Raw genomic sequence first — 18622 nt, 5'->3', positions numbered from 1 at the left:
TGGAAGTGCAAGCTTTTAGCAGAAGTCCTAAGTATGTTAAAAGTAGTATGCAGGCGTGGTGGAATTGGTAGACACGCTAGACTTAGGATCTAGTGCCGCAAGGTGTGGGAGTTCGAGTCTCCCCGCCTGTACAAAGTAAAAAACCTCTTGTGAAAACAAGAGGTTTTTTTATGCTTACTACTTAAATATTCTGATTGCCGAGGTGATAGCCACAGTTTGTAGACCAATTACAAAAAAAACCGACTTGTCAAGTCGGTTTTCTTACTACAGATTATTAGGGATTTCTATAGTGTCTTTCTTTTGTACTGCAGAACGATAAATAAATGAGTCCCGCTAACACTATAAAGCCTGCAATGTAACCTGAAGGAAAAACAGAAGCTTCTTCAGTTGTTTGTTCTATAAATTCGTTGTCACGTGTTACTAAAGTTAGTTTATGATCTTTTTCAGCATTTAAAGTAAATTTCGTCTTGATAAAATTCTGCTTAAAAAGAAATAATGAATTTTGATTTCTGTAAATATCCTTAAAGATGGTATTTGTAAGGTCTACTTGCTCAATAGTATTAGGAAGGCCGTGTACTTCAAATACCACCTTTGTTTCGTGTCCCAGTTGAACCATGCCTCCGGTTAATTCTATTGAGATGTTTTTATTCAAAAGCAACTCAAAATTCTTCTTAATATGTTGTAACACCTGAGCTCTAAACTCTTCTGGGGTTTGATAAGGAGTTTCAGTATAATGTAACTGAATCTCTTGTTGAAATGCCGTTAATGAGGCACTTACCTGCAGTATCCAGCTCGAATCATCTTTCTCGATTAGAACCGTACTTGACGTATTTGTTTGATGTGCAAAACCAGATATCGACACGAATATCAGGAATAAATAAAGAATTAATTTTCTCATCATTACAGTGTATTAAATTGCATAAGCTCCCTTGAGCCCATTTATATAGTTATTAGATCCGGCAGCATCTACGTGGTAGTGGTAACCGCGTACCGTGTCACTATGACCTCTTAAATCATCGAGATCTGTTGCTGTATTTCCATCACCATCTTCCAGTTCGTAAATTCCTATACCGTCAAGTGCATAGCCTATTAAAGCCGCGTGCCCGTCAGACTGACTCACTTTTGTGCTAAATCCCGTGGCTGCGTGATAATGATACCCTTGATGTGCATTAATATGACCTCCGGCATCATCAAATGGCGCAAGGGTGTATGCGTCTAAAATATTATCTGTAGGTGCCGGTGCAGAAAATTCTATCCCATTAAGTGCGATTCCTCGAGTAGAAGGGGCGCTATTACCCGGGCCACCAGGTCCCGAAGAAAATAGTGTCGCAGTATTTTGTAGAACTGGTGTTATGGGAATTAAATAAGATTGTGAGACATCTGTAATGTAAGAAGGCAAGCACTCTACGCAAAAATTCTCATATTCTTCACCTACATTAGGATTAGCTGCATTTAAACAGTCTTCTTCAGTTTTTGTGACATATACCTCACCTTGATCGTTATACATTAACCAATTTGAATCGTTGTAAAGGGTTGCCATATTCTGAATAAAGGCACCATCAACATCATAAACTTCTCCATTTTCAAGCCAGATACCACCTGCGCTCTCATCATCTGTAATTGATGTAGGGCACCACGGTCCTATTTGATGATCTGTAGGGGTGCTGCTGGTCACAATCTCGTAGCAATCTGTAGAAGAGCCATCAGATAAGGTGCAGGGTACGATTGTTATAGTTACTGCATCTGAAACAAAATTAGATAACGCAACATCTTGCGTAGTTTCAGTACTGGCTTGCGCGTCTGATTTATCGTCACTAGAGCAGGATGTACAGCTAAAGAAAGTTAATGATAGAATTAATACAGCCGCTAACATTTGAATTCTGAATAATTTAATTTTCATAGGTGTAGGTATTTAGAAATTTGAAATATTTGTGTGGAATGATTGGTTATCAAATAAAATAAGCTTCATAATTACTTACGAAGCTTATTTCTAATCAAATCAAACTAATCAAACAATTCTTAATATTTATTTGCGATCTCTCTGGCCTTTATCTTTAGGCTTAGGCGCTTTTTTAAATTCTTTTTCAGAAATAAAACCGTCTTTATCGGTGTCTATTTTATCAAAATCTTCTTTTAATGGTCCTTTTAATTCTGCTTTAGAAAGTTTACCATCTTCGTTTTTATCTAAGTCTTTTAAAAGCTGAGCATATGTAGGTGGCTCTTTGCGTTCTCTTTTTTGATCTTGTGCGTTAGATAATGTTACAGAACCTATGCAGCATAAGATGACTAATACGGCTTTTTTGATGTTGTTACTTTTCATATTATTTTTTTTAAAGTTTCTTATTTGATAGTAAAGATGAACAATACATGTGTATAAAAAACAGGCATTCAACGGGTGGCAGGAGATTTTCAGTGAATGCAAAAAAACATTCGGTAAGCACTTTTATACGATTTAGTTTTTTACTATAAAATTGAAGTTTGTATGGAAATACTGTGGGTTGATAAACGGAATTGTAGATGTGTAGTGCTGGTTATTGAGTGGCGGGAGATTGCAAAAAAAAAAAGACCAGCAAACGCTAGTTTGCTGGTCTTTTTATACTGATGCTTATGGGTTGGTTAGCTTAAATGCTCTTTAAAGAAAGCAATCGTTCTGCTCCATGCAAGTTCTGCAGCTTCCTTATCATAGCGTGGAGTTGTTGTATTGTGAAAACCGTGATTAACATCTGGATAAAAAAATACGCCATATTCCTTATTAAATTCTTTAAGCTTAGCTTCATATTCTGGCCAGCCACCATTAATACGCTCATCTAAACCGGCGTAGTGTAGTAATAATGGCGCGTTGATGTTGTCGATTTCTTCAGTAGGTTGCCCTCCGTAAAACGGAACTGCTGCCGCTAGATCAGGAACGTTTACCGCCATCATATTTGAAATTGAACCACCAAAACAAAATCCTACCACGCCTACATTTCCATTGCAATCTTCATGATTTTTTAAATATTCATAGGCAGCAATAAAATCCTGAAGCATCTCACCGCTATCACGCTTACGTTGCAGTTCACGACCCGCATCATCGTTACCAGGATAACCTCCTAACGGACTCAATGCATCGGGTGCAATAGTAATAAAACCATCTAGAGCTGCTCTGCGGGCTGTATCTTCAATATAAGGATTGAGTCCGCGATTTTCATGAACGACAACAATACCTCCAAGTTTTTGAGTTGCATCTTTCGGTTTGGAGAGTAATGCTTTGATAGCTCCTCCGCCTTTAGGCGAATCATAAGTGATAAATTCTGAATCCAGATTAGGATCATTTTTATCTATGAGCAAAGTGCTCTCATAATCTGGCATTAGAAAACTCAATAAAGCAGGAACTGTAACACTACCTACTGCAAACATAGAAAGCTTTTCAACAAATTGTCTGCGCTCTAATTTGTTATGTGCATATGCGTCGTATAAATCAAATACATCTTGTTTAATATCTTCTTTTTTCAGCATACTCATAACAAACAGGATTTAGTTAAACATATCTTTTATTGGGTAATGTACATTACAGCAGAATCTTCTATATATTTTGAAGGATTAAAGACTGCATTAAAGTTAGCATTTACTTGGTCTATACTGCTTTGTAATTCTTTAATTTTTGAACGAAATTCTTCTGCAAGCAATTCATTTTTAGAAAATTGTACTATAAGTTCGTTGTACTTCGCAATATTGCTTTTCATTCGTAAGGTAAGCATCCCAAATCGCTGACGCAGCGATTGTGTTTTTACCATAAAACGCTCTACTTCGGTGAGCCACTCTTTATTGTGCTCTTTTTCCATAGCCCCAATTTTTGTATTTATGGCTCTTCTAAAATTATTTTTTAAAGTCTCACGCTCGCTGTCTAGTGTAGCATTTTGATACTGCTTTACCATAGCCATATTTAGCCCGTAATACGTTGCCTGCTCTTCTAAAAGTCGGTTGTATTCATTCTCAAGTTTATTCAACTCATCATTTATACTTCTCCATTCATTATCAATAATGCTTTGTTGTTGGCTAAACTGGCTGGCTGTATTTAATACATTAAGCATCGCTGGTGTTTTATCTCTTAAATCTCTACTTGCACCACCTACTATTTCTATTGCAGAGGTGATTCCGGTAGAAAATGTTTGATAAAGAGAACCATATAACGGTACATTACTCGCCGGTTTGTTAAGTACAGTGAGACTATTATTTATTAGATCTAACCAGTTGTCTTTTCCTTTTTTACGCTCATACCAGTCTTGATATTCTTTAAACCAACTTTGGTAGGCCGAATAATTTGTAGGATTGTTTATCGCTGCTATTTTACTGAAAAATTCTTGAGATGATAAGAGTAAGTTGCTGGGTTTGATATCTCTGTGAATACTCATCAACTCGGTAAAAGCAAGTTGACCGTTGAGCTTAAGCTGAATTTTTCTAGAGTTTTCAAGAAGGGTAATTCTATTTTCTTGTTTAGAAATAATACTATCTAAACTCCCTAGACGCTGGCTGGTACGGTTAGGGTTAAGGTCTGAAAATTCACCTTGAAGTGATTTTAATTTTATTGCATTGTCCTCTAATTGCTTATTAAGATTAAGTAATAGGGAGTCACGCTCCTTAATAATCTGTGCAGATACCTGATCTTGTGCCGAGCTTGGTAGGGCAACAAGAAAGCAAATTGCTATAACTAATATGTGTTTTCTATAATGCATACAATGAAAAGTTTGAGCCAAAAATAGCAAAATAACTTATGCTATTATGTTAACTATTTACTATGTAGAATTAACCATTCTTAAATGATTGAATAATTGATTAAGAGCTGAATACGCGTTATTATGTATTTAAATTGCTCGATAAGTATTTGCTTAGATATTTTTTTAAATGCTTAATCGTTCTCTTTTTACAGTGATCAATCTTTTAAAATAGAACACATATTCTCATATTTGTAAGAATAATTTTTATTAAGTGAATAGCTGGTAGGCTATATCACTTATTGGTTTACAGTTTCTTCATTTTTGAAGTTCACTAATAAAAATACTATGCATACAGGACAATTTTTTAAACTCAGTTTACTTCTTGCCACCTTCTTTGTTTTCTGCGAAACAAGTGCACAGAAATATGAAATACCTCTTATTCCGCGTCCTTCAGAATACGAATTTCAATATGGAGATTTTGAGTTGAATGAAAGAACCCAGTTTTATGTAGACACCTCAAATTACCGCGCTGTTGATGTGGCAGATTATTTTCAGTCTCGTATCAGAACCGTAAGTGGGATGAAAGTTCCTATAAAGCCACTTTCAGAATTTAATCAATATATGACTGGAGTCGTGGTTTTCCGCTTAGATTCATTAGCGCAATTAGGAAATGAAGGATATGAACTCGACGTAGCAAGATATCAAGTAAATATTACTGCAAAAGAGCCTGCAGGTTTATTTTATGCTATTCAAACGATACGACAACTGTTGCCGGTAGAATTTGAACACGATCAAATTCTAAGAGGTTTTGAATGGAAGATTCCTGGAGTTCATATTAAGGATGTTCCTAAATACAAGTGGCGCGGACTTCATTTAGACACGGGGAGGCACGTGAGTTCTGTGTCGTTTATAAAGAAGTACCTTGATAATATGGCTTTGCATAAACTCAATACCTTTCATTGGCATCTTACAGAAGACCAGGGATGGAGATTAGAAATTAAAAAATATCCGCGTCTTACAGAAGTTGGTGCTTTTCGAGATTCTACTTTATTAGGACGTTATGGATCTAACAAATATGACGGAAAGCGATACGGAGGTTTTTATACTCAAGAAGAAGCCAGAGAGATCGTAGAATATGCGAGAGGTTTATTTATTACAGTTGTTCCAGAAATCGAAATGCCGGGTCACGCAACCGCTGCAATTGCTGCTTATCCAGAATTAGGAAATACCAATAGAGCTGTAAAACCGGTTACTACCTGGGGAGTATTTCCAGATATATTTAATGTAGAAGAAAGCACGTTTAATTTTCTTGAGGATGTACTATCTGAGGTAATCGATATTTTTCCATCAGAATATATTCATATAGGAGGAGATGAAGCTCCAAAAGATCAATGGAAAAATTCGAGAAGAGTACAGGCAAAAATGGATTCGCTAGGATTAAAAGATGAACACGAGCTGCAGAGTTATTTCATTAAACGTATTGAGTCGTATCTAAATGATAAAGGAAGGCAAATTATAGGCTGGGATGAAATTTTAGAAGGTGGTCTCGCTCCTAATGCTGCTGTGATGTCCTGGCGCGGAGAAGAAGGCGGTATTGCCGCTGCAAAAAGTGGACATCAGGTGGTTATGAGTCCTAATTCTCATCTTTATTTTGATCACGCACAAGGAGATGTAGAGCAAGAGCCTTTGAGTATAGGAGGTTATCTTCCTTTAGAAAAGGTGTATTCTTATGACCCTACGCCGGCGGTTTTAAACGCTAGAGAGCGTGAATATATTTTAGGCGCTCAAGCTAATCTCTGGACCGAATATTTGCCTACAAATGCTAGTAGATGGTATATGTTGCTTCCGCGGGTAAGTGCTTTGTCTGAAGTGGTATGGAGTGGGAAAGAACATAAAAATTGGAGCAGTTTTAAAAATCGTCTTCCCGGTCAGTTTAAACGTTATGAAGCTATGGGTTTGCCGTATGCCAAAACAATTTTTGACATCGAAATTAATGCAAAGTATGATGAGAAACATAAAAATTATAGGGTAAACCTGCATAAGCAATGGGATGGGATACTTTTCTTCACTACAGATGGAAGTGCACCTACCTCTAAATCAAAATTATATAGTAAGCCTTTAGAGCTGAAGCCGGGAACTACCATACGTGCAGGACTTTTTAAAAACGGAAAGTTACAAGGCAAAATTACTTCTGAAACACTAAAAGATCCCAAAGCTAAGAACTAGTTTATGCACGTATCCTATATTAAAGAAGCTTGCATTACGTCTAAAGCTGAAGCAATAACTGCAGCATTAAAAGGAGCTAATCGATTGGAACTTTGTGTCAACTTAGAATGTGGTGGATTAACCCCGTCTTCTTCAATTATTAATGAAGTAATGGCTCAGGTACAAATTCCTGTTCGTGTTATGATTAGACCACGAAGTGGTGATTTTATATATAATGATGCGGAAATAGAGCAAATGAAAGCGAGTATAGCTAGTTGCAAAACAGCTCAAGTTGAAGGAGTAGTTTTTGGTGTTTTAAATGAAGATAAGACATTAAATATGGAAGCTATAAAAGAGCTTTCAGAATATGCACAACCATTAAAAATTGTAATTCACAAAGCTATCGATGCATGTGAAGATCCGGTGGTTGCACTTAAATCTTTGCTTAGGCTTTCATTAATTGATACGGTACTAACTTCTGGAGGTAGCGAAACTGCAGAAGATGGGATTTCCATATTAGCACAAATGATTAAAATCGCTGGTTCTAAAATAGAAATTATGCCCGCTGGGAAAATTACGGAGCATAACCTTACAAAACTGCATAGCCACTTAGCGGCTAATGCATATCACGGTAAACTAATCGTGGGTGCTTTAAACTAAAGTAAGCTTGATTCCCATTTCTTGAATGCGATCTGCAAGCGCAGAAGAAAGATCTTTATCGGTTATAATCTCGCTTATATCATCAAGATTACAAATCTTAGCTAAACTGCGTTTTCCAAATTTTGAAGAATCTGCCAAAATAATAGTTTTTTGGGCAGCCTGCATCATTTTCTGATTGAGAATAGCTTCTTCAATATTTGTGGTCGTGCAACCATAATCTAAATCAATGCCATCAACACCCATAAAAAATTGGTTAGATGAAATATGATTTAAGATATGCTCTGCATAATGACCGGTAACAGAGGCAGAGCGGTGTCTTATATTTCCTCCTAGTTGTATAATGTCTATGTCTTTGTGTTTTATAAGCTCAATCGCTACAAGCAAAGATGAGGTAATTACATTAAGTTTTCCCTTTGGTTTTATTGCGCTACCGAGTTGCTGTACGGTTGTACCGCTTGCAATTATAATCGAGTCATTTTCTTGAATACGGGAGGCAGCAGCCTCTGCAATCATAGATTTTTCGGTAGCAGAAATAGTTGCTTTTTCAGATACATCTCGCTCATTCATATAGGGGTTTTCTAATGAGGCACCGCCATGTGTTCTGTATAAAAGCCCTTTATCTTCTAAAAGTTTCAAATCTTTTCGAATTGTTACCGCAGATACGTCGAGAAGTTCGCATAATGCTGCAACTTTTATATGTTTTTCGGTTTTTAAATGATCTAAAATTAATTGGTGTCGCTCCATAATACTAGTATACACAATATTTAGCAAGATTCTAGCAAATATAATAGATCGTTTGTAAAGTACAACTTCGTTTCGCTTTCGTTTTATTTCGTTTTATTAATTTTAAGTCAATTTAAACGAAACTTTAACTTTCATTCACATTCGTTTTATTTCAATATCTATATATTTGAGAGAACTAATTATAGTAACACGTTATGGAGGAGAATATTTTTAACCGCGAACACCTAGTAAATTCATTACCCAATACTTCAAAATGGGATGTAATTATAATAGGTGGAGGTGCAACAGGACTAGGAGTTGCAGTTGATAGTGTTACTCGAGGTTATAAAACTTTATTGTTAGAGCAAGTTGATTATGCTAAAGGTACGTCAAGCAGAAGTACAAAATTAGTTCACGGTGGCGTACGGTATTTAGCCCAGGGAAATATTGATCTTGTGCGTGAAGCACTTCACGAGCGCGGACTTCTGGAAAAGAATGCGCCGCATCTCGTAAAAAATCAAAGTTTTGTCATTCCTAACTACAGATGGTGGGAAGGAATTTATTACACAATAGGTTTGAAAGCATATGATTTTCTAGCAGGAAAATTAAGCTTGGGGAAATCTACACATATCAATAAAACTAAAACAGTAGAGCGATTATCTACACTACGTAAAAAAGGGCTGTACGGGGGTGTTGTTTATAAAGACGGTCAATTTGACGACTCGCGATTGGCAATTAATCTGGCTCAAACTGCTATTGAAAATGGAGCAACTTTATTAAATCATTTTAAGGTTACAGATCTCATTCAAGATCCTACGGGTAAGATAACCGGAGTAAATGCTCAGGATACTGAAACCTCTAGAGAGTATTCATTTGCAAGTGATCTCGTAATTAATGCAACCGGGGTTTTCTCTGATGAAATTTTAAAAATGCAGAAAAAAGATGCCCGCAAATCAATTGTACCTAGTCAAGGTGTGCATTTAGTTTTTGATAAATCTTTCTTGCCGGGTGACGATGCGATTATGATTCCTAAGACAGATGATGGGAGAGTTCTGTTTGCTGTGCCCTGGCACGATAAAGTACTGGTAGGTACGACAGATACAAATCTTGATGATCATAGCTTAGAGCCACAGGCACAAGAACAAGAGATAGAATTTATTCTTAAAACATTCAATAATTATCTCGATAAGCCGGTAAAACGCTCTGATGTACGTAGCATTTTTGCAGGTTTACGTCCACTTGCTGCACCCAAAGATGATTCAGAAAAAACAAAAGAAATATCACGAAGTCATAAAATTATTGTGTCAGAATCTGGTCTTTTAACTATTACAGGTGGAAAATGGACCACTTATCGCCGTATGGCTCAGGATACAATTAATAAAGCAATTAGTTTAAAAAAGCTTCCTAAGAAAACCTGTCAAACTAAAGACCTTGCAATTCACGGAGCAAAACCTACCGAAGACAGAAGTAGTCATTTATATATTTATGGTACAGACCAGGAGGCATTAGCTGCACTTACCGCAAGCAATCCAGAGTTAGGTCAAAAATTACATCCGCGCTTGCCTTTTACAAAAGCAGAAGTAGTATTTGCTGCACGTAATGAAATGGCGAGAACAGTAGAAGATGTGTTAGCCAGAAGAGTGAGGGCTTTATTTTTAGATGCAGACGCAGCTTTAAGTATGACTGAAGAAGTAGCTGACCTTTTAGCGAAAGAGTTGAATAAAGACGAGGTCTGGAAGCAGAATCAAATCCAACAGTTTAAAAAATTAGCAAGCCAGTATTGCATTGATGCAAGTCCGGTTTCAGCATAATAACTAACAACCAATTCCCCTAGCTTTTTTGTGAGGGGATGATAATCAATAAAACCACAGTAGTATGGAGCAGTATATATTATCACTAGATCAGGGAACTACAAGTTCACGCGCAATCGTTTTCGATAAGAAAGGGAAAATTGTTTCAATAGCTCAAAAAGAGTTCAACCAGCATTTTCCAAAACCGGGTTGGGTAGAACACGACCCTCAGGAAATATGGTCTACTCAAGCAGGTGTAGCAGCAGAGGCTACTGTGTCTAAAGGTTTAAACGGAAAAAATATTGCAGGAATAGGTATTACTAATCAACGGGAAACGGTTGTCGTATGGGATCGTAAAACCGGTGAGCCGGTTTACAATGCGATTGTATGGCAGGATAAAAGAACTGCAGATTATTGTGACGAACTTAAAGAGAGCGGTAAATCTGAGATGATTCAGGAAAAAACAGGACTCGTAATCGATTCTTACTTCTCAGGTACAAAAGTAAAATGGATTCTTGATAATGTTGAGGGCGTTCGGGAACGAGCAGAGGCAGGAGATTTGGTTTTAGGAACTATTGATACCTGGCTTATCTGGAAATTTACAAAAGGAGAATTGCACGTTACTGATGTGACTAACGCAAGCCGAACACTCTTATTTAACATCAATACCATGGAATGGGATGATGAGCTTTTGGATTTATTCGGAATACCAAAAAGTATGTTGCCCGAAGTAAAAGATTCTAGTGAGATTTATGGCCATACAAAAACTACTGTTTTCGCTTCTAAAATACCGATAGCAGGTATTGCAGGGGACCAAATGGCAGCACTTTTTGGACAAATGTGTACAAAGAAAGGTATGGTTAAAAGTACTTATGGTACAGGATGTTTTATGCTAATGAACATAGGAGATAAACCTATTATTTCAAAAAATAATCTGTTAACTACTGTAGCGTGGCGTATAGATGGCAAAACCGAATATGCTCTCGAAGGAAGTATTTTTATAGGTGGAGCAGTAGTTCAATGGTTGCGCGACGGTCTGGGAATTATTAAAAAATCTAAGGATGTTGAACAATTAGCTGCCTCAGTAGATTCCACAGAAGGAGTTTATTTTATTCCTGCTTTTGCTGGTATGGGAGCACCTTATTGGAATCAAAAAGGTAAAGGAACTATATTCGGAGTTACCAGAGGAACGACTGATGCCCATATTGCTCGAGCAGCAATAGAATCTATCGCTTACCAAACAATGGATATTTTAAAAGCGATGCACGCAGATTCTGATATTGAAATAAAAGAATTGCGAGTAGATGGAGGCGCGTCTGTAAATGATACGCTTATGCAGTTTCAGGCAGATGTTTTAGATTCTGTAACAATCAGACCTAAAATTATTGAAACTACAGCATTAGGTGCAGCTTATCTGGCGGGACTTGCAGTAGGCTTCTGGGACAGTAAAGAACAGATTCAGGAAATGTGGGAAGAAGACAAGCGTTTTGAACCCGTGGATGATAAATCAAAAGTAGAAGATGGAATCCAAGGATGGTATAAAGCGATTAAAGCTCTAGAATACTGGACTACACTTTAATAGCGCGATATGACACCATTTATAGCAGAAATTATAGGAACAGCCTTATTAATACTATTGGGCGGAGGTATTGTCGCAAACGATATACTTAATAAAACAATCGGTAAGGGTAGCGGTTGGATGGGAATTACCACAGCTTGGGGATTGGCTGTATTTGTGGGTGTAGTAGTAGCCGGCCCTTATAGTGGAGCACATTTAAATCCGGCAGTTACATTAGGATTAGCAGTAGGAGGCTTGTTCCCTTGGGCAGATGTACCCACTTATATTGCTGCAGAATTTATAGGCGCAATGATAGGTTCTTCTTTGGTTTACGTTATGTATAAAGATCACTTTGACGCTACTGAAGATCCTACGGTTAAGAGAGCGGTTTTTTGTACAGCGCCGGCAATTCCGAATACATTTAGGAATATGATGAGTGAAATCATTGGGACCTTCGTTTTGGTTTTCTGTGTATTCTATTTTTCAGAAGCTGAAATTAGCGACGGCTCAGGAACTAAAGTAGGATTAGGTTCTATAGGAGCTATTCCTGTTGCCTTTGTAGTATGGGGAATCGGTTTATCACTGGGAGGAACAACAGGATATGCCATAAACCCGGCGCGTGATTTAGGTCCGCGTATTGTACACGCATTGCTGCCTATAAAGGGAAAAACGCATAGCAATTGGAGTTATTCCTGGATACCCGTTTTGGGGCCAATTATTGGTGCAGTTATAGCGGCATTGCTGTTTTTAATATTAGGGTAAACACATAGAACTTTATTATGAAAATCATTAAATCGATAGTCGCGTTGTTATGTATTTGTACATTTCAATCGCTTGAAGCGCAGGAGGACGTACGTGCATCTGAACTGGAAATTGTAGATTCTACGGCAAATGATTACAAACCTTTTGATTTTAATTTACAATTAAAAAATATGCATTTGTGGAAGGGACTACGAGTAACTGATGCTCCTATGACCGCCGCAGATATCAATTATACTTCTAGAGATGGCCGGTTTAAAGCAGGTCTTTGGGGTGGAGCCGGATTTAATGGGTACTACTCAGAGTTTGACTATTATGTTTCCTACACGGTAAATGGTTTTTCGGTTTCTGTATGGGATATTAATAATTCAAGTGATTTTCCGAATGCTAAAATATTTGATTATGACCGAAGTACAACTTCTCATTTTATAGACGTCACCGTTGGATATGAATTTGACCAACTTCCTCTAAAATTATCCTGGAGTACATTGGTTCAAGGTAGAGATACTTATGTAAATAGTGCTGGTCAACTGCGCAATGCATTTTCAAATTATGTAGAAGCCAGTTATACGGTTTTAGAAAAGAAAGATTGGTCGTTGAGTTTGTATGCAGGAGGTGCTTTTTCCTTTGCCAGTGAAGCCCACTTTTATGGTGACAAGCCTAATTTTACAAATTTGGGTGTTATTTATGCTAAAGAGATTAATGTTTTTAATAGTTATATAATTCCGGCTTCAGCAACTGCTATGTGGAATCCAGAGCAGGAATATGGAGCAATACAAGTTGCCTTGACCTTATTTTAAAGTGTTTTTAGCAACCCTATTTTGACTGAAATTAACGAGAAGCAATAGAATTATCAGGTTCTTTGAAGGGATACTTTCTAGTGGGAATAGAAACAACTAGTTTTGCCAAAAATTAAAGTATGAAAGCAAAGCCCGAGGCACGATTAGAGTTGACAGAAGCAGAAATGCGTGATTATGGTTATAAAGTTATTGACTCGATCATTGCTCATCACCTCAATCAAGAAGATAAAAAGCCGGTATCGCTTGCAAGTCGTAAAGAAATGGATTCTCTCCTAGAAGAAGATATTCCTGAACACGCCACAGCGGTAGATAGTGTTCTGGAGACCGTGATGGAAAAAGTAATGCCATATACAAACCTATTAAGCCATCCTAAATTCTTTTCTTTTGTACCGGGACCTAGTAATTATGTAAGTGCAATTGCAGATACCCTGGCTACGGGATTTAATGTTTTTTCAGGAGGATGGGTTGCCTCTCCTGCGGCGGCAGAGCTAGAGATTTTAACCGTTAACTGGTTGCTAAATCTGTATGGATTTCCGCAGAAAAAAGGAGGAGGTATTTTTACCAGCGGTGGTTCTATGGCAAATTTAACCGCTTTAGTTACGGCTCGTAATATTAAGTGTGGAGATGATTTTTCTAAAGCAGTTATTTATTTATCAGATCAGGCACATTCTTCAAATATAAAAGCCATTCGCGTAATAGGTTTCAGAAAAGATCAAATACGCATCATTCCTACTGATGGAGAATTTAAGTTTAGCTTAAACAAGCTTAAAAATGCAATTAATAAAGATAGACTAGCAGGTCTTGTACCTTTTTGTTTATTGGCTTCTGCTGGTACAACAAATACAGGTACTGTAGATCAACTTCAAGACCTTGGGGCAATTGCAAAAAGTGAAAATTTATGGTTTCACGTGGATGGTGCTTATGGTGGAGCAGCAATTTTAGCAAAGAACGGAAAGCAACTTTTAAGAGGTATTGAAAAAGCAGACTCGCTAACAGTAGATCCCCATAAATGGTTTTATCAGCCCTATGAAATGGGTTGTTTACTCGTGCGTAATCACAAATGGTTGAGTGGGACATTTACAGAAAAGCCAGAATACTTAAAAGATATAGAAGGCAATAGTTCTGAAATTAATTTCTACGATCACGGCATACAATTAACCAGACGTTTTAGAGCACTTAAATTTTATATGAGTGTAAAAACGTTTGGGTTAAAAGCGTTTCGAGAAGCGGTACAATACAATTTTGATCTGTGCGAAGAAGTAGAGCGTATACTACGTAAATCGCCAAAGTGGGAAGTTGTTTCTCCCGCGACTTTAGCGATTATAAATTTTAGATACAACCCGATAGATCAAAATCTTTCTGAGCAGGAACTCGATAAATTAAATTCAAGAATTTCTGAAAAAGTTGTTTCATCCAGAGAAGCTATGCTGGTAACCACAATCTTAAACAAACAAACGGTTTTAAGAATGTGTTTAATAAACCCAAGAACTACTTTAGCACACGTTCTAGAAACTATTGAATTATGTGAAAAAATGGCAGAATAATTATTCTGCCATTTTCTCTGCGATAATTTCTGGAGTAATTTTTGAATTTGCTCCTTTTTGACCGGCTACAAGTGCACCTAATGCGCAGGCAAAAGCTAAAGCATCGTCTGGCGAACTCTTTTCTAAAAATAATTGGCAGATTAAACCAGCTAGAAAGGAATCCCCCGCACCTACAGTATCTACAACTGTAGTACTATAACCAGCGTGAGTGTGTAAACTACCGTCTTTATATAAAACTGCTCCTGCATCGCCGCACGTAATGCAAATAATATTAGTATTAGTAAGCTTGCTTATTATCTCAAGCTGGTCCTCCATCACTTTGCTTTCTATCTCTAAATGAGCAGCAATTTCAATGAGTTCTTCATCATTCATTTTGATCATTTGCGCTTGTTTCATAAACTGAACCAGGTGCTCTAGTTTATAATGTGGTGCTCTAAGATTTACATCAAAAATTGCAAATTTTGTCTGCGGAAGCAATTCTTTTAGTGTAGTACGTGTAGTGCTATTGCGAGCAGCGAGTGAGCCAAAAATAAACAAGTCTGCATGCGCAACAGCCTCTTGATTTGCCTGTGTAAGTTTAATATTATCCCATGCAACCGGACTTTTAATTTTATAAGAAGCGCTTCCTTGCTCATTGAGGGAAACCAGAACCTTGCCAGTTTCTAATTCGTCATCTTCTTGAATAAGGTCTTGGTTGAGGTTAAATTCATCAATTGCGGCGCGTGTTTCTTCGGCGAGACCATCTGTCCCAAGGCGGCTTATCATACGCATAGAAGCACCTAAACTTTTCATTCTCAAACATAAATTAAGTGGAGCGCCTCCCAGTGATTTTCCATCTGGAAATACATCCCATAAAATTTCGCCAAAGCTTATTGCGGTAAGTGATTGTTTCATTCTAGTTTAATAATTTATCTTCTAATTCTTCGAGTGAGATGCCTTTAGTTTCCGGCATCATAAATTTTGTAAATAGCAATTGCAGAACCATCATGCCTGCAAAAAACGCAAAAATAGGCCAGGGATTGTCTTTAAAAATCCCATCCTCTCCATCTAAAAATACGGGTGTTAGTAACGTGATTAAAGCCGCAAAAACCCAGTGTGTTCCAGTACCCCACGATTGACCGTAAGCGCGTACTTTATTCGGGAAAATTTCAGAAATAAAAACCCAAATAACAGCACCTTGTCCTATAGCGTGAGAGGCAATAAACATTAGAATAAATGCTAGTAAAAGTGTTGAATCTGCACTCGTATAAAAGCACCACGCCACACTGGCAAGACTTATGATATAGCCTAACGATCCTATAAACATAAGTGTGCGTCTGCCTAATTTATCGATTAGACCTAAACCTACAAATGTAAATAAGAGATTTATAACCCCTATTGAAATAGAGCTGAAAAGTGAATCTTCGGTCGCTAACCCCGCTTTAACCAAAATTTCTGGAGCATAGTACAGTATAAAATTGATACCAGATACCTGGTTAAAAAATGCAATTAGAAATGCGAGAATTAATGGTTTTTTAAATCGCTTTGTAAACAGCTTAACTTCATCTGAAGTTTTAGCTAGTTCGTTCTTTATATGATCAATTTTTTGTTGGGCTTCGGCACTGGGATAAACCCGATTTAGAATGGTAAATGCTTCTTTCTCTGCTTTATGTTTATGTAAAAGCCATCGCGGACTTTCAGGAACGCCCAGCACCAGCAAAATATATAAAATGGCAGGGATACTTTCAACTCCCAACATCCATCTCCAGTCATTTGAACCTTGAAAACCTTCTAGCAGGTAATTTGAAAAGAATGCGATTAAAATACCAAAGACGATATTAAACTGGTATAAAGCAACAAGTTTGCCTCTGTTTGATGCAGTAGAAATTTCAGAAATATAGGTGGGAGCAGCTACAGAAGAGGCACCTACGCCTACACCGCCAATAAACCTAAAGAACGAAAATAGATAAGGATCATGGGAGAGCGCAGAACCCATTGCCGATATTAAATAAAGTATACCAATCCAAAATAATGTCTTTTTCCTTCCGAAACGATCACAAGGAATACCTCCTGTGAGAGAACCCAAAACTGTTCCCCACAATGCCATAGACATAATAAAAAGACCGTGAAACAACGGAGATAAATTCCATAATTCCCGTACAGGTAAATTTGCGCCAGAAATTACAACGGTATCAAAGCCAAAGAGAAAACCGGCAAGAGCAACTGTGATCGACCATTTTTGGACTGCTTTCATGGATTAGAATGTTACCGTTAATTACCAGATAGAAGGTATGTGCGTAATATTTAACTCCGTAATTTCATCCTCTGTAGCTAAGCTGAAATTTGTGTAAGGTTCATTAGGGAAAAACTGGGCTGTGAGTGCATTAGAGCCACCATCTGCAAAAAATTCTATTGATGAGGAATCTAAATATATGGCAAAATCACTAACCGTATTATCTTTAAAAATTGCCGGAGCTTTCATTAATGGAGAAGCAAATTTATCTGAAAAAGAAACCTGCCCACTTTTACTGCGGTCTAAACTATATTCTTTTGTAGTTGCATCATAATTGATAGTAAGAAATTCGCCTTTGGTGTTACTAAGCTTTAATTCAAAATTGGATAGCGGTTTAGGCAGTTTGAAAGATATCTTTGATTGATTTAAGTTTGGATCTGTAAACTTTGTAACGTCAGATTCTTTTTTAATTTCTGGAGAACTAGTATGTAGACCCGCTGTTAATTCGGGTAGGGGGTTGTTTGATAAAAAGTAATCAGTTGTTTTATGTAATTCAAGTTTACGAGGCAGGGTCATTGCACTTCGCCAAGCTTCAGTAGGAGTTTCTTGCCCATATTCCCAATTACTCATCCATCCTATAAATATGCGCTCTTCCTGCGGTAAATTGTTATAAGTGATTCCTGCATAATTATCACGACCTAAATCGATCCACTTTTCATCTTGTTGATCTGATGTAAATATTTTTCCGTCAAAATCACCTACAAAATATTGTGTACCAGATCCACCATTGGGAGCGCCTGGATTTATACTTATAAACAGGATCCATTTTGTTTCTCCCGTTTCAGCAATCGTTAGCGGAAATAAATCTGGACATTCCCATACGCCTCCGTGAGCCCCACGATCTCTACCAAATTCGCTTAAATACGTCCAGTCTATTAAATTATCTGAATTATAAAACATCGCATAATCCCCGGCAACTAATATTAAAATCCATTTTTGAGTACTCGTATCCCAGAAGACTTTAGGGTCTCTAAAATCTACCAATTTATCGGTATTGGGAACAACAGGATTATTTTTATACTTGGTAAATGTTTTGCCATTATCAAGACTATAAGCAATACCTTGATATTGATAATCTGTGGTTTTAGCTTCGGCTCCTTTGGGATCGTGGTAGGTGAACATGGCTACTAATGGCGGATTTTCTATAGTGCCTAATCCGGATGTATTTAAAGAATCTACTACAGCACTGCCTGAAAATATATAGCCTAGAGAATCTGGAGCCAATGCTACAGGTTCATTTTCCCAATCTTTTAAATTTTTACTTGTTGCGTGCCCCCAATGCATAGGACCCCAAATTGAAGACTCTGGGTGATACTGAAAGTACAAATGATACGTTCCATTATGGTAAACGAGTCCGTTAGGATCATTCATCCAATGTGCTTCGGGAGAATAATGATATTGTGGGCGAAAATTTTCGTTGTATGTCATCTCTGTAGTATCTTTAGGCTGTGTAATTGACTTGTTATTTTCCTTACACGAAATAAGTGTTATGAATAATACGGATAAAATGGCTATCTCTTTCAATGTTAGACGTTTTAGATTAATCATAACAAATTTATAACGATGGGAAATTAATAAATATAAGTTTAACTTAATCGATTTAGTTCGTTAGTTTTG

Annotated in this window: 16 protein-coding genes and 1 tRNA gene; 8 read left to right on the top strand and 9 right to left on the bottom strand. The window is 37.2% G+C overall.

All coding sequences use genetic code 11. From position 1 onward, the window contains the following. The first annotated feature begins 49 nt into the window (after nucleotides 1–49). Nucleotides 50–131, top strand: a tRNA-Leu gene (locus ABVM53_RS04620). Between the two features lie 143 nt (nucleotides 132–274). Here ABVM53_RS04620 and ABVM53_RS04615 read toward each other — a convergent pair. The 5 genes from ABVM53_RS04615 to ABVM53_RS04595 form a co-directional block, all read right to left on the bottom strand. Continuing rightward, on the bottom strand, nucleotides 275–901 hold the full coding sequence (locus ABVM53_RS04615; protein WP_405329969.1) for a DUF6702 family protein: 627 nt from the start codon (nucleotides 899–901) through the stop codon (nucleotides 275–277). 9 nt (nucleotides 902–910) lie between these two features. After that, nucleotides 911–1900 (bottom strand): YHYH protein, encoded by a 990-nt coding sequence (locus tag ABVM53_RS04610; RefSeq protein WP_405329966.1) that lies wholly within the window; start codon nucleotides 1898–1900, stop codon nucleotides 911–913. Nucleotides 1901–2026: 126 nt separating this feature from the next. Then, nucleotides 2027–2320, bottom strand: a complete 294-nt coding sequence (locus tag ABVM53_RS04605; RefSeq protein WP_128758220.1) for an EF-hand domain-containing protein — start codon at nucleotides 2318–2320, stop codon at nucleotides 2027–2029. A gap of 296 nt (nucleotides 2321–2616) precedes the next feature. Continuing rightward, a complete protein-coding gene (locus tag ABVM53_RS04600) occupies nucleotides 2617–3501 on the bottom strand; it encodes a dienelactone hydrolase family protein (protein WP_405329962.1) in 885 nt (294 codons plus the stop codon). Nucleotides 3502–3530: 29 nt separating this feature from the next. Next, nucleotides 3531–4712, bottom strand: coding sequence for a hypothetical protein (locus tag ABVM53_RS04595; RefSeq protein WP_371457589.1), 1182 nt, complete (start codon nucleotides 4710–4712; stop codon nucleotides 3531–3533). A gap of 327 nt (nucleotides 4713–5039) precedes the next feature. Between ABVM53_RS04595 and ABVM53_RS04590 the strand changes: the two genes are divergently transcribed. Both ABVM53_RS04590 and ABVM53_RS04585 read left to right on the top strand, forming a co-directional pair. Beyond that, nucleotides 5040–6920 carry a beta-N-acetylhexosaminidase gene (locus ABVM53_RS04590; RefSeq protein WP_405329957.1) on the top strand — a complete coding sequence of 627 codons (1881 nt, stop codon included), beginning with the start codon at nucleotides 5040–5042 and terminating at the stop codon, nucleotides 6918–6920. Nucleotides 6921–6923: 3 nt separating this feature from the next. Next, nucleotides 6924–7559, top strand: a complete 636-nt coding sequence (locus tag ABVM53_RS04585; protein WP_405329954.1) for a copper homeostasis protein CutC — start codon at nucleotides 6924–6926, stop codon at nucleotides 7557–7559. Here the strand turns inward: ABVM53_RS04585 and ABVM53_RS04580 are convergent. Beyond that, complete coding sequence (locus ABVM53_RS04580; RefSeq protein ID WP_128758224.1) at nucleotides 7551–8303, bottom strand: DeoR/GlpR family DNA-binding transcription regulator; 753 nt, start codon at nucleotides 8301–8303, stop codon at nucleotides 7551–7553. The two genes, ABVM53_RS04585 and ABVM53_RS04580, sit on opposite strands and share 9 nt — an antisense overlap. Nucleotides 8304–8497: 194 nt before the next feature. Here ABVM53_RS04580 and ABVM53_RS04575 point away from each other — a divergent pair, with 194 nt between their 5' ends. The 5 genes from ABVM53_RS04575 to ABVM53_RS04555 all read left to right on the top strand — a co-directional run bounded on the left by ABVM53_RS04575 (nucleotide 8498) and on the right by ABVM53_RS04555 (nucleotide 14733). After that, nucleotides 8498–10093 carry an FAD-dependent oxidoreductase gene (locus ABVM53_RS04575; protein ID WP_405329951.1) on the top strand — a complete coding sequence of 532 codons (1596 nt, stop codon included), beginning with the start codon at nucleotides 8498–8500 and terminating at the stop codon, nucleotides 10091–10093. 64 nt (nucleotides 10094–10157) lie between these two features. Next, nucleotides 10158–11651, top strand: a complete 1494-nt coding sequence (glpK, locus tag ABVM53_RS04570; RefSeq protein ID WP_405329948.1) for a glycerol kinase GlpK — start codon at nucleotides 10158–10160, stop codon at nucleotides 11649–11651. 9 nt (nucleotides 11652–11660) lie between these two features. Continuing rightward, the gene (locus ABVM53_RS04565; RefSeq protein ID WP_128758227.1) at nucleotides 11661–12392 is read left to right on the top strand and encodes an MIP/aquaporin family protein; all 732 of its coding nucleotides are present in this window, start codon (nucleotides 11661–11663) and stop codon (nucleotides 12390–12392) included. A 17-nt stretch (nucleotides 12393–12409) separates the two neighbouring features. Beyond that, nucleotides 12410–13189, top strand: coding sequence for a hypothetical protein (locus ABVM53_RS04560; protein ID WP_405329945.1), 780 nt, complete (start codon nucleotides 12410–12412; stop codon nucleotides 13187–13189). Nucleotides 13190–13308: 119 nt separating this feature from the next. Next, nucleotides 13309–14733 (top strand): pyridoxal phosphate-dependent decarboxylase family protein, encoded by a 1425-nt coding sequence (locus tag ABVM53_RS04555; protein ID WP_405329942.1) that lies wholly within the window; start codon nucleotides 13309–13311, stop codon nucleotides 14731–14733. Here the strand turns inward: ABVM53_RS04555 and ABVM53_RS04550 are convergent, their stop codons facing one another. Genes ABVM53_RS04550 through ABVM53_RS04540 form a run of 3 tightly spaced genes read right to left on the bottom strand, consistent with a single transcriptional unit; the run spans nucleotide 14734 to nucleotide 18553 of the window. After that, nucleotides 14734–15627: a carbohydrate kinase gene (locus ABVM53_RS04550; protein ID WP_371457581.1), complete on the bottom strand. Its 894-nt coding sequence runs from the start codon at nucleotides 15625–15627 to the stop codon at nucleotides 14734–14736. It abuts the gene before it with no gap. Between the two features lies 1 nt (nucleotide 15628). Further along, nucleotides 15629–16966: a sugar porter family MFS transporter gene (locus ABVM53_RS04545; protein WP_371457580.1), complete on the bottom strand. Its 1338-nt coding sequence runs from the start codon at nucleotides 16964–16966 to the stop codon at nucleotides 15629–15631. A 21-nt stretch (nucleotides 16967–16987) separates the two neighbouring features. Then, the gene (locus tag ABVM53_RS04540) at nucleotides 16988–18553 is read right to left on the bottom strand and encodes a glycoside hydrolase family 32 protein (RefSeq protein ID WP_405329937.1); all 1566 of its coding nucleotides are present in this window, start codon (nucleotides 18551–18553) and stop codon (nucleotides 16988–16990) included. Nucleotides 18554–18622 lie beyond the last annotated feature (69 nt).

It is taken from the genome of Leeuwenhoekiella sp. LLG6367-2.1 (genome assembly GCF_045055775.1).
In the GTDB taxonomy this organism is placed as follows: domain Bacteria; phylum Bacteroidota; class Bacteroidia; order Flavobacteriales; family Flavobacteriaceae; genus Leeuwenhoekiella; species Leeuwenhoekiella aequorea.
This window is presented reverse-complemented; position numbering and strand designations above follow the sequence as displayed.

What these genes read in the sequence shown, in the direction of transcription:
- ABVM53_RS04565 (WP_128758227.1), top strand. Translation starts at nt 11,661, where the DNA reads ATGACACCATTTATAGCAGAAATTATAGGAACAGCCTTATTAATACTA.
- ABVM53_RS04555 (WP_405329942.1), top strand. Translation starts at nt 13,309, where the DNA reads ATGAAAGCAAAGCCCGAGGCACGATTAGAGTTGACAGAAGCAGAAATG.
- ABVM53_RS04575 (WP_405329951.1), top strand. Translation starts at nt 8,498, where the DNA reads ATGGAGGAGAATATTTTTAACCGCGAACACCTAGTAAATTCATTACCC.
- ABVM53_RS04545 (WP_371457580.1), bottom strand. Translation starts at nt 16,966, where the DNA reads ATGAAAGCAGTCCAAAAATGGTCGATCACAGTTGCTCTTGCCGGTTTT.
- ABVM53_RS04600 (WP_405329962.1), bottom strand. Translation starts at nt 3,501, where the DNA reads ATGAGTATGCTGAAAAAAGAAGATATTAAACAAGATGTATTTGATTTA.
- glpK (WP_405329948.1), top strand. Translation starts at nt 10,158, where the DNA reads ATGGAGCAGTATATATTATCACTAGATCAGGGAACTACAAGTTCACGC.
- ABVM53_RS04580 (WP_128758224.1), bottom strand. Translation starts at nt 8,303, where the DNA reads ATGGAGCGACACCAATTAATTTTAGATCATTTAAAAACCGAAAAACAT.
- ABVM53_RS04605 (WP_128758220.1), bottom strand. Translation starts at nt 2,320, where the DNA reads ATGAAAAGTAACAACATCAAAAAAGCCGTATTAGTCATCTTATGCTGC.
- ABVM53_RS04595 (WP_371457589.1), bottom strand. Translation starts at nt 4,712, where the DNA reads ATGCATTATAGAAAACACATATTAGTTATAGCAATTTGCTTTCTTGTT.
- ABVM53_RS04540 (WP_405329937.1), bottom strand. Translation starts at nt 18,553, where the DNA reads ATGATTAATCTAAAACGTCTAACATTGAAAGAGATAGCCATTTTATCC.
- ABVM53_RS04585 (WP_405329954.1), top strand. Translation starts at nt 6,924, where the DNA reads ATGCACGTATCCTATATTAAAGAAGCTTGCATTACGTCTAAAGCTGAA.
- ABVM53_RS04550 (WP_371457581.1), bottom strand. Translation starts at nt 15,627, where the DNA reads ATGAAACAATCACTTACCGCAATAAGCTTTGGCGAAATTTTATGGGAT.
- ABVM53_RS04610 (WP_405329966.1), bottom strand. Translation starts at nt 1,900, where the DNA reads ATGAAAATTAAATTATTCAGAATTCAAATGTTAGCGGCTGTATTAATT.
- ABVM53_RS04560 (WP_405329945.1), top strand. Translation starts at nt 12,410, where the DNA reads ATGAAAATCATTAAATCGATAGTCGCGTTGTTATGTATTTGTACATTT.
- ABVM53_RS04615 (WP_405329969.1), bottom strand. Translation starts at nt 901, where the DNA reads ATGATGAGAAAATTAATTCTTTATTTATTCCTGATATTCGTGTCGATA.
- ABVM53_RS04590 (WP_405329957.1), top strand. Translation starts at nt 5,040, where the DNA reads ATGCATACAGGACAATTTTTTAAACTCAGTTTACTTCTTGCCACCTTC.